At 70.6% G+C, this 13,865-nt stretch carries 14 protein-coding genes; 8 read left to right on the forward strand and 6 right to left on the reverse strand.

The window, feature by feature from the left end; all coding sequences use genetic code 11:
- Window positions 1–177: 177 nt before the first annotated feature.
- From P3T41_RS34100 to P3T41_RS34110, 3 genes are all read right to left on the reverse strand, one after another.
- Complete coding sequence (locus tag P3T41_RS34100; protein ID WP_280694514.1) at window positions 178–729, reverse strand: class I SAM-dependent methyltransferase; 552 nt, start codon at window positions 727–729, stop codon at window positions 178–180.
- 336 nt (window positions 730–1,065) lie between these two features.
- A complete protein-coding gene (locus tag P3T41_RS34105; protein WP_280694515.1) occupies window positions 1,066–1,272 on the reverse strand; it encodes a DUF397 domain-containing protein in 207 nt (68 codons plus the stop codon).
- A gap of 13 nt (window positions 1,273–1,285) precedes the next feature.
- Window positions 1,286–2,101: a helix-turn-helix transcriptional regulator gene (locus tag P3T41_RS34110; RefSeq protein WP_280694516.1), complete on the reverse strand. Its 816-nt coding sequence runs from the start codon at window positions 2,099–2,101 to the stop codon at window positions 1,286–1,288.
- Between the two features lie 118 nt (window positions 2,102–2,219).
- Between P3T41_RS34110 and P3T41_RS34115 the strand changes: the two genes are divergently transcribed.
- The 7 genes from P3T41_RS34115 to P3T41_RS34145 all read left to right on the forward strand — a co-directional run bounded on the left by P3T41_RS34115 (window position 2,220) and on the right by P3T41_RS34145 (window position 8,648).
- Window positions 2,220–2,468, forward strand: coding sequence for a hypothetical protein (locus P3T41_RS34115; RefSeq protein ID WP_280694517.1), 249 nt, complete (start codon window positions 2,220–2,222; stop codon window positions 2,466–2,468).
- Complete coding sequence (locus tag P3T41_RS34120; RefSeq protein WP_280694518.1) at window positions 2,462–2,728, forward strand: hypothetical protein; 267 nt, start codon at window positions 2,462–2,464, stop codon at window positions 2,726–2,728. Before P3T41_RS34115 ends, P3T41_RS34120 begins: the two co-directional genes overlap by 7 nt.
- A 287-nt stretch (window positions 2,729–3,015) precedes the next feature.
- Window positions 3,016–3,648: a TetR/AcrR family transcriptional regulator gene (locus P3T41_RS34125; RefSeq protein ID WP_280694519.1), complete on the forward strand. Its 633-nt coding sequence runs from the start codon at window positions 3,016–3,018 to the stop codon at window positions 3,646–3,648.
- 4 nt (window positions 3,649–3,652) lie between these two features.
- The gene (locus tag P3T41_RS34130; protein WP_280694520.1) at window positions 3,653–4,429 is read left to right on the forward strand and encodes an alpha/beta hydrolase; all 777 of its coding nucleotides are present in this window, start codon (window positions 3,653–3,655) and stop codon (window positions 4,427–4,429) included.
- Entirely contained in the window at window positions 4,426–5,052 is a 627-nt protein-coding gene (locus tag P3T41_RS34135) for a carboxymuconolactone decarboxylase family protein (RefSeq protein WP_280694521.1), read from the forward strand. The genes P3T41_RS34130 and P3T41_RS34135 overlap by 4 nt, the downstream gene beginning before the upstream one ends.
- A gap of 260 nt (window positions 5,053–5,312) precedes the next feature.
- Window positions 5,313–6,362, forward strand: coding sequence for a C40 family peptidase (locus P3T41_RS34140; protein WP_280694522.1), 1,050 nt, complete (start codon window positions 5,313–5,315; stop codon window positions 6,360–6,362).
- 219 nt (window positions 6,363–6,581) lie between these two features.
- Window positions 6,582–8,648: a phospholipase C, phosphocholine-specific gene (locus P3T41_RS34145; protein WP_280694523.1), complete on the forward strand. Its 2,067-nt coding sequence runs from the start codon at window positions 6,582–6,584 to the stop codon at window positions 8,646–8,648.
- Window positions 8,649–8,679: 31 nt separating this feature from the next.
- Here P3T41_RS34145 and P3T41_RS34150 read toward each other — a convergent pair whose 3' ends face one another.
- Window positions 8,680–9,372: a response regulator gene (locus tag P3T41_RS34150; RefSeq protein ID WP_280694524.1), complete on the reverse strand. Its 693-nt coding sequence runs from the start codon at window positions 9,370–9,372 to the stop codon at window positions 8,680–8,682.
- Window positions 9,369–11,003, reverse strand: a complete 1,635-nt coding sequence (locus tag P3T41_RS34155) for an ATP-binding protein (RefSeq protein ID WP_280694558.1) — start codon at window positions 11,001–11,003, stop codon at window positions 9,369–9,371. The genes P3T41_RS34150 and P3T41_RS34155 overlap by 4 nt, the downstream gene beginning before the upstream one ends.
- A gap of 244 nt (window positions 11,004–11,247) precedes the next feature.
- On the opposite strand from P3T41_RS34155, the gene P3T41_RS34160 reads away from it, so the two are divergent.
- Window positions 11,248–12,642 (forward strand): cation:dicarboxylase symporter family transporter, encoded by a 1,395-nt coding sequence (locus P3T41_RS34160; RefSeq protein ID WP_280694526.1) that lies wholly within the window; start codon window positions 11,248–11,250, stop codon window positions 12,640–12,642.
- A gap of 103 nt (window positions 12,643–12,745) precedes the next feature.
- Here the strand turns inward: P3T41_RS34160 and P3T41_RS34165 are convergent, their stop codons facing one another.
- Window positions 12,746–13,822: an ABC transporter substrate-binding protein gene (locus tag P3T41_RS34165; RefSeq protein ID WP_280694527.1), complete on the reverse strand. Its 1,077-nt coding sequence runs from the start codon at window positions 13,820–13,822 to the stop codon at window positions 12,746–12,748.
- Window positions 13,823–13,865 lie beyond the last annotated feature (43 nt).

The following is a 13,865-nucleotide window of genomic DNA, read 5'->3' on the forward strand; positions in this document are numbered from 1 at the left end:
ACGATCCTGCTGCTGTTGCAACGAAGGAGGCATGAGAGATCTCCGTAGTAGTCGGAGACCCATGTGTCACCAATGTCCGGCATTTTTATACCTAGAACGCTGTCGTCGCCGCGCTGCCAGACGGTGGCGGCAGCGTGAAGCCTGCTTCGTGAAGGAGGCGGATCTGTTCGGCGGTCGTCAGATCGTGGGGCTCGGTGAAGGTGCGTTGCGCGATCGGGGAGCGGGCCTGGGCGAGGGGGCGAGTTCCTGGGCGGACAGGATGGTCTGCCACCAGCCGGCCCAGTCCTCGTGGCCATGACGCCCGGCCCGGTCGGCACGCCGCGCGCGCAGCTGACGGGCGAGTCCGAGGGGGGCAGGGTCTGCGGTGGGAGCACGGTTGTCGGCGTCGACCAGGATCCCTCCGGGGCGCAGGCGCCCGGCCAGCGTGCAGTAGAGCGCCGCGAGTTCGTCGGGGGTCAGCCAGTGCAGGGCGGTGGAGGACACCGCCGCGTCCCAGGGAGCGGGTGGGCCGGCCTCGTCGGCCCACCCGGGCGTGGTGAGGTCACGCGCGAGCAGCCGAGCAGTCGTGCCGCTGACGGCCCCCTCGGCGAGGCCGAGGAGGCGGGGATCGGCATCCACGCCCACGACATCGGCATGCGGGAAGGCGCGGGCGAGACGGACCGTCAGTGATCCGGTGCCACAGCCCAGGTCCACCAGGCGAGGCCGGGCCACCTCGGTACGCTCGAGCAACCAGCCGACGGTGTCGACGACCACCTGGAAGCGTTGTCCCAGTCGAGGCTGTAGCGCTCCTGCTGCCGGTCCCATCGCCGCAGCCAGGTACAGGCGGTCTCACCGAGCATGTTCGCCTCTTCCAGCCGGGGGCGTCCGGTCCGGCGGTGTACTGCGCGGCCGGACACGGTCTCACGGGTCGTACCTTGCCCGCTGGGCACCTGACTCGACAGCGCCCGACGAGAGACAAGGTGGCGGAGAGGACCGGTCTTGAGTAGTAACAGCGGTCACGGCCGCGCACACGCGGGCTCCGCCACTCCGGCGAGAGAAGTGGCGGGGCCCGGTGGTGACGGTTGATCAGACGGTGCCGAAGTCCCCGGCAGCGGTGCTGCGGGCGAACGCGTGCCAGGCCTCGGCGGTGAAGACGAGGGCGGGCCCGCTCGGGTCCTTGGAATCGCGGACCGGGACGATGCCGGGGAAGTTCGGGGCGACCTCGACGCAGGACCCCCCGTTGTTGCTGTAGGAGGACTTGAACCAGGCAGCACCGGACAGATCGGGGGTCATGGACGAGTTCCTTTCACGCCTTGCGGAGCAGTTCCAGAGTCGCCCCCTTGGAGAGGGCTTCCACCTGCAGCTGATGGTAATCCTTCTCCCAGGCCCGGGCCGTGTCCCCGCCCCGCTCCAGGAAGCCCCGCAGCTGGCACTCCGAGTAGGCGAGGACGGCACGGTCGGACATGGTCAGCAGGGTGACCATCATGGTGAAGGGCAGCTCTTCGGCCAGGCTGTACGGTGCGATCTGGATGGTCACGTTCGGCCGGTTTGCCAGCTCTTCGATGTGCTGGAGCTGCTTGCGCATCACCTTCGCGCCTCCGACGGTCCGGTGAATGCTGCCTTCGTCCAAGACGACGTGCAACAGCGGCGCGGAAGGCCGCTCCAGCAGCAGCCGCTGACGGGACGCCAGGAACTCGATCCGCTCCTCGGCCTGGTCCTTGGTGATGCTGCCCCGGCGAACCGCCGCCAGGGCGAACGCCGCCGCGTACTCCCGCGTCTGGAGGAGACCGGGGACGATCCCCATCTCGAAGTGGCGGATCTCGGCGGCCTTGGCCTCGTGCGAGGCGTACTCCGGGAAGCCCTCGAGAAGGCCCTTGTGCTTGAGGTTCCACCACATCAGCTCCAGCGTCCCACCGGTGAGGAGGGCAACGTCGGACTTGGTGGCGAACTCGAATGTGGGATTGCGTGTAGCTCTTTCGATGCACGAGATGAGCGTGTCGCTGAACCCGATGATCCTGCCCAGGCCGACCTGCGAGAGCCGCATCGACTCCCTCGACCTGCGAAGCTGCACACCGAACGCGGCTGCAGGCGATGACGAGGGGTCAAGTTCCGTACGTCGCATGGTCGATCACCCTTTCGGATCCGAGTCCCCCAGCCATGAAGTGTCAAGTAGGAGACCCTTCCGATCGTAGCCACGGATGCCGATTCTTGTAGTGGAACGACTACGGAAAGGAGTCGCCGTGACCGCGCGCAAAACGCCCCCGCCGGCGCTGTACATCCCGCGGGTCGGGGAGCTGGTCCGCGACGAGAAGCACGGCCTGACCGGCCACTACATGGGTCCCGGCTACGGCAAGTACCCCACCGTCTACCTGCGCCCAGAGGGCGGCGGGTGCGAGTGGGAGACGCCGGCGAGCGAGATCCAACCGGTCACTGGCGCGCCGGACTTGCGCGCCGTTCGCGCCCCCGCCGCCGAGGACCGCCGATGCTGACCGCCCAAGCCGCCGACGCCGAACCCAGCGGGCCCATCCCGCTGCCGCCCCGGCACCAGTGGCGGTTCGGCTGGTGCGTCTGCTGCGACCGGCAGACCCTGGTCGCCCCCGGCCCCCAGATCACCACCGATACCGGCCCGGTGACTCTCCCCTACTGCGTGGACGGCTTCGAACGCGCGGGACGCTACGTGCACCGGGTGCGGGTGCGCTCCGCCTGGTCCGGCCACCCCCCGCACTGGCCAGACCTCCGTCCCCGCTAGTGGCATTGCCCAGATCGTTGGCCCGGTTATGTCGGCCATCACGGGCATCCGTGGTCCGCGCGCATCGTCCTCGCCCGGACCACGCCTCGGACCTGGACCTTTCCAGGGCGGTTCGGCGCCATGCCGCCCGCGTCCCGGAGCCCGGGCGTTGCGGATCGGCGGAACCCGTATTAGATTACGTGTCGTCACGTAAAGGAGATGACGATGCGCCACACCACGCTCGGATCACTTCAAGTCTCCGGCGAGCGGCACGGCCCGCTGCAGGCCGTCCGACCCCCGGCTCAGCCGTGACCGGCCCGCAGACCCGCGGCCGGGGACGGCCTCGCGAGTCCGCGCACGAGGAGGTCGTCCTCACCGCCGCCACGCAACTGCTCCTGGAAGGCGGCGTCGCCGCCTGCACGGTCGAGGCGGTGAGCCGCCGCAGCGGTGTCAGCAAGCCCACGATCTACCGGCGTTGGCCGCACCGCACCGCGCTGGCGATCGAGGCCTTCGCCGCGCACATCGGCCGCCTGGTGCCGCTGGTCGAGACCGGGGACAGTGCGCACGACCTGGTCCAGGCCGTCGCCAGTTTGGCCGAGTACTACCAAGGTCGCGACGGCGTCGTCTTCGCCCAGCTGGTCGCCGCCGCCGTGCTGGAACCCGGTACCGCCGACCTGCTCAACTCCCGGTTCTTCGCGCCGCGCCGGGCGGCGCTGCGCGAGTTGTGGGAACGCGGGGTCGCGCGCGGCGAGCTCGACCCGCAGGTCGAGCCCGATGCGGCGATCGATCTGCTGTTCGGCCCGGCAGCGTTCCGCCTGCTGCTCGGCCACCAGCCGGTCGACGTGGACTCCTGCGTGCACCTGGCCCGCACGGCCTTGCGGGGCTTGATCCTCACTCGACCGACCACCCCATCCCTCGCACCGAAGGCAACCGGAGGTTAGGACCATGCTTCCCATCACCGACACTCCTCAGCAGCCCCATGCGAAGTGCCCCGGGCGCACCCTGGTGGCCTCGCACTCGTTCAGTTTCGCCCGCCGCGAATGGATCGAGGCCAGCGCTCCGTTGTCGGAGCAGTTCCGGGTCGTCGCCGTGGACGCGCCCGGCCACGGCGAGGCGCGCGAGATCCCCGGCTACACGATGGCCGAGATGGCCGCCGCGTTCGCCGCCACGATCAACGAACTCGGCCTGACCGACTACGTGCTGGTCGGCCACTCGATGACCGGCAAGGTCATGCAGATCCTCGCCAGCCGCGCGGGCGCGGGGCTGGGGCTCGAGCATCCCCCGGCGAAGCTCGTGCTGATCACCCCCACCCCGCTCGGGCAGGAGGTCGGCGGCGAGGACCTGCCGCGCGAACTGTTCGAGAGCCGCAGGGACCACGCTGACGCGGAGAAGTTCGTGCTGGACCGCACCGCGGTGCCACTGACGCCGGCGGTGTTCGACCGCACCTGCGAGGACTACGCGCGGATGAACCGCAAGGCCTGGGACGCATGGCTGAACAAGGGGATCTACGAGGACTGGACCGAGCGCGCCGCGCCGATCGACGTCGAGACCCTACTGATCGTCGCCGACAGCGACCCGGTCTGGGGCCTGGAGATGCAGAAGAAACTGACGGTGCCCCACCTGTCCAACGTCACGATCGCATCGGTCGACTCCGGCCACCAGGTGCCGCTGGAAGCGCCGCAGGCCCTGTCCGACCTCATCACCGCCTTCGCCGCGTCATGACCGGCGCCGCTCAGCCCTCGACCGGAGACCGGGATTGGGGCGGGCGGCTGCCCCTGGCCTCCCGCGGTCCGCTCACCGAGGACCAGCTCGCCGCGCAGCGACGAATACGGGCCGAGGTGGTGCCGTGGGCCCGGGAGGCGGGGGCCGCCGCGGCCACGGTCGAAGGAGATCCGATCGGCCCGTTCAACGCGTTCGTGCACCGTCCCGCCGTCGGCATGGCCTTCCTGGCCTGGGTCCTCACCGACCAGGACCAGTCGTCCCTGGCCGCACCCCTGCGTGAGATCGTCATCCTCACCGTCGGGGCGGTGTGGAACTGCGAGTACGAGATCTACGTCCACACCGCGATGGCCCGGCACACCGGCGTCGCGGAGCCGGTGATCGAGGCCGTCCTCGCCGGGCGCTCGAGTGTCGACTTCTCGTCTACCGAGGCAGCCGTCCACCGATTCACCGATGAACTGGCACGCACGCGGTCCGTCTGTGACGACACGTACCGCCTCGCGGTCGAGGCGGTGGGGCAGACCGGCGTCCTGGACATGGTCAACCTGATCGGCGCATACCTCGCGACTTCGGCCCTGCTCAACGCCTTCCGAGTGCCTGCACCACCTTTGACCGAGTCCAGCTAGTGGCTCCTATCAGATAGTTGGCCGTGTAACCGGATCGTCCAGCTCGGCCGTGCAGGAGTCATCCGCCTGACGAACCGTCTCGGACAACCTTGCCCTAAAGTGCCAACTTTGTTGCTGAAGGCTCAACAAGCCTGCCTGACCTGCGAGTTCTTCAGGAGCGAGCCGGTTCGATCATTGGAGAAGTAGCGTATGGTCTGACGTCAAACCCTTTGCGCGGCCGACTCACTCGACCGAGCGACCCCTCGGGAAGAAGGAACGCCGTGGCGACCCACCGCCGTCCGAAGCCGCCGAGCCACGCCCGGGTCGTCGTGCTCACCGCCGCTGCCGCGGCCGCGGTCGCCCTCTCCGCACAGAGTGCGTGGGCCGATCCGCAGCCGTCCGTCGGTGACGTCAAGGCGCAGATGGACGGCCTGAACTCGCAGGCGGAGCGGGCCACCGAGCAGTACGACGGCGCCAAGGAGAAGGCGGACGGGCTGCGCCAGCGGGCCTCCCAGCTCCAGGACGAGGTGGCCCGCACCCAGGCGCAGGTGGACCAGCTGGAGGAGGGGCTGGCCTCGGTGGCCGGTCAGCAGTACATGCAGGACGGGATCGACCCGTCGGTGCAGTTGATGCTCAGCGCCAACCCGTCCGGCTACCTCGACCGGGCCGCTACCCAGCACCAGGCGAGCATCAGCGAGGCCGCGGCACTGAAGGCCCTGCAGCAGGCCGAGCGCAGCCTGGACCAGCAGAAGCAGGACGCCGCGACCACGCTCGCCCAGCTGGACACCACCACCACCGCGCTGAACAACGCCAAGACCCAGGTGCAGACCAAGCTCCAGCAGTCGCAGTCGCTGTTCAACTCGCTCACCGCGAGCCAGCGGGCCCAACTGCTGGCGGCCCAGCAGCAGGCCGACGGCGGCGAGGTCTCCCGCAGCAGCACCCGGGCCGACCTCGCCGCCCTGCCGCAGGCCTCCGGCCAGGCAGGAGCCGCGGTGCAGGCCGCGCTCAGCCGGCTCGGCGACCCCTACTACTGGGGCGCCAGCGGCCCGAACGCCTTCGACTGCTCGGGCCTGATGCAGTGGGCCTACGAGCAGGCCGGCATCCAACTGCCGCGCACCTCCCAGGAGCAGGCCACGGTGGGCACCGCGGTGCCGGGCCTCGCTCAGGCCCAGCCCGGCGACCTGGTGATCTACAACGCCGAGGACGGCCCCGAGGGCCACGTGGGCATCTACATCGGCAACGGCGAAGTGGCGCACGCGCCGCACCGCGGCGCCGTGGTGCGGATCATGCCGGCCAACGCCCTCCCCATCGCCACCATCCGCCGGGTCTGACCACCCGGTCGCCGGGCCCGCCAGGGTGCGGCGGCATCGCCGCGTCCAGGGGGGCGGCATCGCCGCGTCCGGGCCCGAACTCGCTGAAGCGTCGTCGGCGAACCTGTGCAATGGTCCGCCGCACTTCATCTGGCCGACATATTGTCAGGGGCCGGTCGAAACCTTACTGTCACAGAGTCTCACAGCTGGAGTTGTATAGATTACTTTCGGAGGCCCCCCGTGTCGCCCGTGACCCGTCGTACCTTCCTCGGCTCCGCCGCCGCGCTCGGCGCTGCCGTGGGTCTGGACTCCCTGCCCGGCGTCGCGCCCCGCGCGGCCGCCGCGACGACGGGGACGATCACCGACGTCAAGCACGTCGTCGTGCTGATGCAGGAGAACCGCAGCTTCGACCACTACTTCGGCTCGATGAAGGGCGTGCGCGGGTTCGGCGACCGTTCGACCATCCAGCTCGCGGGCGGCAACAGCGTCTTCAACCAGCCCGACGGCAGCGGGCGGCAGTACCCGTGGCAGCTCAGCGCCACCAACACCTGGTGGTGGGGCAGCAGCGGCGAGCTGCTGGCGCAGTGCGACGGGTCGCTCGACCACTCCTGGTCGACCCAGCACCAGGCGTGGAACAACGGGAAGATGGACTCCTGGATCGGCGCCAAGGGCTCGAACCGGACGATGGGGTACATGACCCGGTCGGACATCCCGTTCCACTACGCGCTGGCCGACGCGTACACGATCTGCGACGCGTACCACTGCTCGATCCTGTCGGCGACCGGCCCCAACCGCACCTACCTGTGGTCCGGCACGATCGACCCGAACGGCACCGCGGGCGGCGCGGCCTACGACGGCGGCAGCGAGAGCGGCCTGCACTGGCAGACCTACGCGGAGGCGCTGCAGAACGCCGGGGTTAGCTGGAAGGTCTACCAGAACGCCTCCGACAACTTCGGCGACAACGCGCTGGCCTACTTCAACCAGTTCACGGGTGCGGCGAGTTCGAGCCCGCTGAGCCAGCGCGGCATGGGCTCGGTGCCCAGCACCGGCTCGACGCCGGACGACATCGCGGCCGCGATCAAGGCCGACTCGCTCGCGGGGACGCTGCCCCAGGTCTCCTGGGTGGTCGCCAACCAGCTCTTCTCCGAGCACCCGGACGGCCCGCCGGAGAACGGGGCGCACTTCGTCAACCTCGTGCTGCAGGCGCTGGCGGCGGACGCCGACACCTTCAACTCCACCGTCCTCTTCCTCAATTACGACGAGAACGACGGCTTCTTCGACCACGTGCCGCCGCCCGTCGCGCCCGCCGGGACCGCCGACGAGTTCTACTCCGGCACCAACATCGGCCTCGGCTTCCGGGTCCCGATGATCATCGCCTCGCCGTGGACCCGCGGCGGCTTCGTGGACTCGCAGGTCTACGACCACACCAGCGTGATCCGGTTCCTGGAGACCTGGACCACCGCCCTCGGCACCCCGGCCAGCTGCCCGAACATCAGCGCCTGGCGCCGCCAGGTCTGCGGCGACCTCACCGGTGCGTTCGACTTCGCCAACCCGGTCTACGGGCTCCCCGGCGGCCTGCCCGGCACCGGCGCCACGATCAGCCAGGCGACGGCGAACACGCAGATCAACCCGGGTCCGAGCAACAACGCCATGCCCGGGCAGGAGAGCGGCACCAAGCCCGCCCGCGCGCTGCCCTACCAGCCCAACGCCTGGGTCGACCGGATCGAGTACGACGCCAACAACCAGATCCTGCTCTGGATCGACATGGCCAACCAGGGCCCGCAGGCCACCGCCTACGCGCACTACTCGATCTACGCCAACGCCTACCGCAGCGGCGGCCCCTGGCAGTACACGGTCGCGCCCTACGACGCCGCCACCCGCACCGACGGCAGCGCCAGCGACTTCTTCAACATCGGCGCGAACTACGGCAACGGCCAGTACGACCTGACGGTCGTCGGCCCCAACCGCTTCCTGCGGCACTTCACGGGCAACGCGACGACTGCGGGGAAGAGCGCCGAGGCCTCGACGTACTACGCACCGGCGCCGGACACCGGCCAGCAGGCGGTCTGGTTCAAGATGGTCAACACCGGTTCCAGCAGCGTCACTTACACCATCACCTCGAACAACTACCGCGGTGGCGTGTGGACGTACCAGGTCGCCCCCGGCGCCACCGTCGCGGACTACTTCAACGCGGTGACCGTCGCGCAGGGTTGGTACGACTTCACGGTCACGGTCAGCGGCGACAGCAGCTGGTCGCGCCGGGCCGTCGGCCACCTGGAGACCGGCGCGGCGAGCATCAGCGGCTGACACCGGACCGCAGGTATCGGCCTGAGCTGCACTACCGCCCGACACCCCGGTAGCACAGCTCGGGCCGCCCGACCTGCCCGTAGCGCGGCTCGCGCACCGCGAGTCCGGCGTCCACCAGGTGTTCCAGGTAGCGCCGGGCGGTGATCCGGGAGACGCCGGCCGCCGCGCCGACCGCGGCGGCCGACAGGCTGCCCTCGGCGGCGCGCAGCACCCGGGCCACCGCGTCCAGGGTGGGCGCGCTCAAGCCCTTGGGCAGGGCGTTGCGGTCGGCGGTGCGCAGCACGGCGAAGGCCTGGTCGACCTCCGCCTGGCCGGTGGCCTCGCCGGAGCGGGCCAGGCTCTCGCGGTAGCGGGCGTAGCGCTCCAGCCGCTCGCGCAGCGTGGCCGCGCTGAACGGCTTGAGGAGGTACTGGACGACGCCGGCCGAGACCGCCTGACGGACCGTCGCCAGCTCGCGGGCCGAGGTGACCGCCATGATGTCGCAGGAGTGGCCGGCCGTGCGGATCCGGCCGCAGAGCTGTAGCCCGTGGCCGTCCGGCAGGTGCAGATCGAGCAGGACCAGGTCGACCGTGCCGCCTTCGGCCCGCCGCCGCTCCAGGAAGCGCAGCGCCGCCCCGGCGGAGTGCACCGTCCCGGCGGCGTGGAAGCCGGGGGCGCGGTTCACGTAGAGGGTGTGCGCGTCGGCCGCCAACGGGTCGTCCTCGACCACCAGGACCTCGATCATCGGGCCTCCTCCGACCCCACCACTGCACCAGCCCGTCCCGACCGCAGCGGCAGCCGCACCCTGAGCACCGCGCCGTGCTGCCGCCCGACGTCGACCGTACCGACCGCGACCGCACCGACCTCGACCGTGCCGACCTCGACCGTGCCACCATGACGCCGGGCCGTCTGCGCGACCAGCGCCAACCCCAGTCCGTGGCCGGCCCGTTCCTTGGTGGACCAGCCGCGCCGGAACACCTGGCCGACCGCGTCGGGCGGGATCCCGGCGCCGCTGTCGGCCACCCGTAGCAGGAGTTCGGCGTCGTCGACGCGTGCGGTGACCGCCACCTCGGGCGGCCCGGCGGTGTGCGCGGCGTTCGCCAGTGCCGCCTCCAGCGCGTTGTCGATCAGGTTGCCGAGGATGGTCACCAGGTCGCGCGCGGGCAACCCCGGCGGCAGCAGCGCGTCGTCGATCCGGCTGTCCTCGGTGAGGGTGAACTCCACGCCGCTCTCGGCGGCCTGCGCGGCCTTGCCCAACAGCAGTGCGGCCAGCACCGGTTCGGCCACCGCGCCCACCACCTGGTCGGTGAGCCGCTGGGCGAGGGCGAGTTCGGTGGTGGCGAACTCCACGGCCTCGCGGTGGCGGCCGAGTTCGACCAGCGAGACCACGGCGTGCAGCCGGTTCGCCGCCTCGTGGGCCTGCGCGGCGAGCGCCTCACCGAAGCCGCGAGCGGTGTCCAACTCACCGGAGAGCGCCTGGAGTTCGGTGTGATCGCGGAGGGTCACCACGACCCCCAGGCCCGAACCGATGGTGGAGGTGTTGACCACCACCACGCGCTCCGCCGTCAAGTGCAGCTCGCCGAGCACCGGTTCCCCGCCGAGCGCGGCGAGCGCGGCCCGGGTCAGCGACTCGGGCAGGCCCAACTCGGCGAACGGGCAGCCCGGTTCGACCTCGTCGGCGCCGAGCAGTTCGCGTGCCGCGTCGTTGCAGAGCACCACCCGTCCGGCCGGGTCGAGCAGGATCAGGCCCTCGCGGACCGAGTGCAGGGTGGCCTGATGGTAGTCGTAGAGGTGGCTCAGCTCGGCGGCGCCCATGCCGTGGGTGTGCCGCCGCAGCCGGGCGTTGGCGAGGTAGCTGCCCACCGCGCCGATCGCCAGCGCGGCGAGCGCGACACCGACCAGGGCCAGCAGCGGGCCCTGGGTGCGCCGGCTGATCGACTGGACCTTGATGCCCGAGCTGACCAGCGCGATCACCTTGCCGTGGCCGTCCAGGACGGGGGTGACAGCCCGTACCGAGGGCCCGAGCGTGCCGGTGTAGGTCTCGGTGAAGGTGCTCCCGTGCAGCGCGGGATCGATGGTGCCGAGGTAGTGCTGCCCGATCCGGGCCGGGTCCGGGTGGGTCCAGCGCACCCCGTGGGTGTCCATCACGGTGACGAAGTCGACGCCCGCGTCCGCCTGGACCCGCTCGGCGTACGGCTCCAGCGCCGCCGAGGGGTCGGGCCCGAGCGCCGCCTGGCGCACGTTCGGAGCGTCCGCCACCTGGCGGGCCACCGCGATGACCTGCTGGCGCGCGGTGTCCTCGGCCCACCGGGCGGTGGCGAAGTAGGCGAGCACCGCGCCGCCGACCACCACGACCGCCACGATCACCACCTGCATCACGAACAGTTGCCCGGCCAGGCTGCGCAGCAGCCGACGCAGCGGGCCCGGGCGGCGACGCGGCGATGTTGCGGGGCTCGCGGGACTCGCCGGTGAGCTCGCGGGCGGGTGCTCGGGGGGACGGCGGAACATGCCGGCCAGTCTGCCTCAGGCGCCCGGCGTGAACTCTATGAACGCAAACGTGACGGCCGTCACGCGGTGGCCCGATAGTCAGAGCTCCCACCCAGGCAAAGGAGCCTCCCCCATGCCGTCCCCCACGCCGAAGCCATCCGACGGAGCCACTCCCCCGAGACCGGCCGACCGGTCCCACGTTCTCTACCTCGTCGTGCTCGCGGCCGTGGTCGCCGGTGTGGTCGTGGGATTCGCGGCGCCGAGCTTCGCCGTCCAGTTGAAGCCGGTCGGCACCGGGTTCGTCAACCTGATCAAGATGATGATCAGTCCGGTGATCTTCTGCACCATCGTGCTGGGCGTCGGCTCGGTCGGGAAAGCCGCCAAGGTCGGCAAGGTCGGCGGTCTGGCGCTCGGCTACTTCCTGGTGATGTCCACCATCGCGCTGGCCCTGGGCCTGGTGGTCGGCAACCTGCTGGAGCCCGGCTCGGGCCTGCACCTGACCCAGGCACTGGCCAAGGCCGGGCACGCCCAGGTGGCGGCCGGCGCGACCAGCACCACCGACTTCCTGCTCGGGATCATCCCGACCACGCTGGTCTCGGCGCTGACCCAGGGCCAGGTGCTGCAGACCCTGCTGATCGCGCTGCTGACCGGCTTCGCGCTGCAGGCGATGGGGCCGGCCGGACAGCCGATGCTGCGTGGTGTCGAGCACCTGCAGCGGCTGGTCTTCCGGATCATGTCGATGATCATGTGGGTGGCGCCGATCGGCGCTTTCGGCGCGATGGCGGCCCTGGTCGGGGCCACCGGGGTCGCGGCACTGAAGAGCCTCGCCGTGATCATGCTCGGCTTCTACCTGACCTGCGCGATCTTCGTGGTCGTGGTGCTCGGCCTGCTGCTGCGCCTGGTCGCCGGCATCAACGTGCTCGCGCTACTGCGCTACCTGGGCCGGGAGTTCCTGCTGATCCTCTCCACCTCCTCCTCCGAGAGCGCGCTGCCCCGGCTGATCGCCAAGATGGAGCACCTGGGGGTGAGCCGCCCGGTGGTCGGCATCACCGTGCCGACCGGCTACAGCTTCAACCTGGACGGCACCGCGATCTACCTGACCATGTCCTCGATCTTCATCTCGCAGGCGATGGACAAGCCGCTCTCGCTCGGCCAGCAGATCTCCCTGCTGATCTTCATGGTGATCGCCAGCAAGGGCGCGGCCGGCGTCACCGGCGCCGGGCTCGCCACCCTGGCCGGCGGCCTGCAGTCGCACCGCCCCGAACTGGTGGACGGCGTCGGCCTGATCGTCGGCATCGACCGCTTCATGTCCGAGGCCCGCGCGCTGACCAACTTCGCGGGCAACGCGGTCGCCACCGTGCTGATCGGCCACTGGACCGGGGAACTGGACCACGACCGGTCCCGCCTGGTGCTCGGCGGGCAGTTGCCCTTCGACGAGGTACTCGCGGCGGACGGCGCGGCCCACCCGGGCACCCCGGCAGCCGCGCCGGCGCCCGACCTGCCGGACGCAGCGGCCATCCCGGCCTGAGCCGGCGGCTTCACGAAGGCGAGCGGCGCCGAACGCCGAGGACGCCCGGGCGCGATGGGGGGCGCGCCCGGACGTCCGGCTCGGTGGCCGCTCGCGCAGACCGTCAGCCGTTGGAGTCGGCACCCGTCGTGGTCGGGGTGAAGCCCTCCAGCTTGTTGGCCGCGACCGCGAACTCGTTGGTGAACGTGGTGCCCAGGTTCACCGAGTCGGTCTTCACGCCGACCAGCTTCTCCGTCGCCAGCACCGTCTTCGGCCCGCCCGCCGGCATGATGCCGTCCGGCATGAACTGGCCCTTGTCCTCGGTCAGCGCGGCGATGTAGTCGTCCTTGGTGACGGTGCCGTTGGAGACGTACGACGGCGGCAGCGCGTTCGCGATGTCGGCGGCGCTGTGCGTGTCGATCCAGTGCATGGTGGCCACCAGCGCGTCGACCACCTTCTGGGCCGCGTCCTTGTGGGAGTTGACCCAGGAGGTCTGGGCCAGCACGCCCGCCGAGGGCCAGGTGCCGCCCATCGCCTGCTGGGCGCCGGCGGTGGTGGCCAGGTCCACCGCCGAGTAGCCGAGCTTCTTCTTCTCGATCGCGAGCACCGTCGGCTGAGTGGTCATCACGCAGGCGGTCTTGCCGTTCTGGAGCGCGGCGACCGCGGTGGCGCCGGCCCCGACGCCGATCCGGCTGTACTGGTCGGTCTTCAGGTTGTTCTGTCCGGCCAGGAACTGGGTCAGGGTGTCGGTGCCCGAACCGAGGTCGGTCACGCCGAGCGTCTTGCCGGCCCAGTCGGCGGGCGAGTGGACGCCGCTGTTGGTGGTGCACATCTCGCGCTCGCCGGGTGCGCCGGAGAGGTTGACGATGTCCTCGACCGCCTTGCCCTTCACCTGGAAGTCGATGGTGTGGACGTACCAGGCACCCGCCATGTCGACCTGACCCGAGGCCATCGCGTCCTCGGCGCCGACGCCGCCGTCGATCTCGGTGCTGAGCACCACGTTGACGCCGTACTTCTTGTAGAAGCCGAGCTGCTGGGCCAGTTGGTACGGCAGGTAGATCTGCTTGTCGATGCCGCCGACCATCAGCTTCACCGTCGGGGTGCCCGAACTCGCCGTCGACGAGCCGCTGGAGCAGGCGGTGAGACCGGCGCAGAGCACGAGAGCGCCGGCGAGCGAGCTGGTGAGGGTCCGCTTGAACATGGCGGCCACGTTCCTTTCCTGGGGTACTGCGGGTGGGGGTACT

This window comes from Kitasatospora sp. GAS204B (assembly GCF_029892155.1).
GTDB lineage: Bacteria > Actinomycetota > Actinomycetes > Streptomycetales > Streptomycetaceae > Kitasatospora.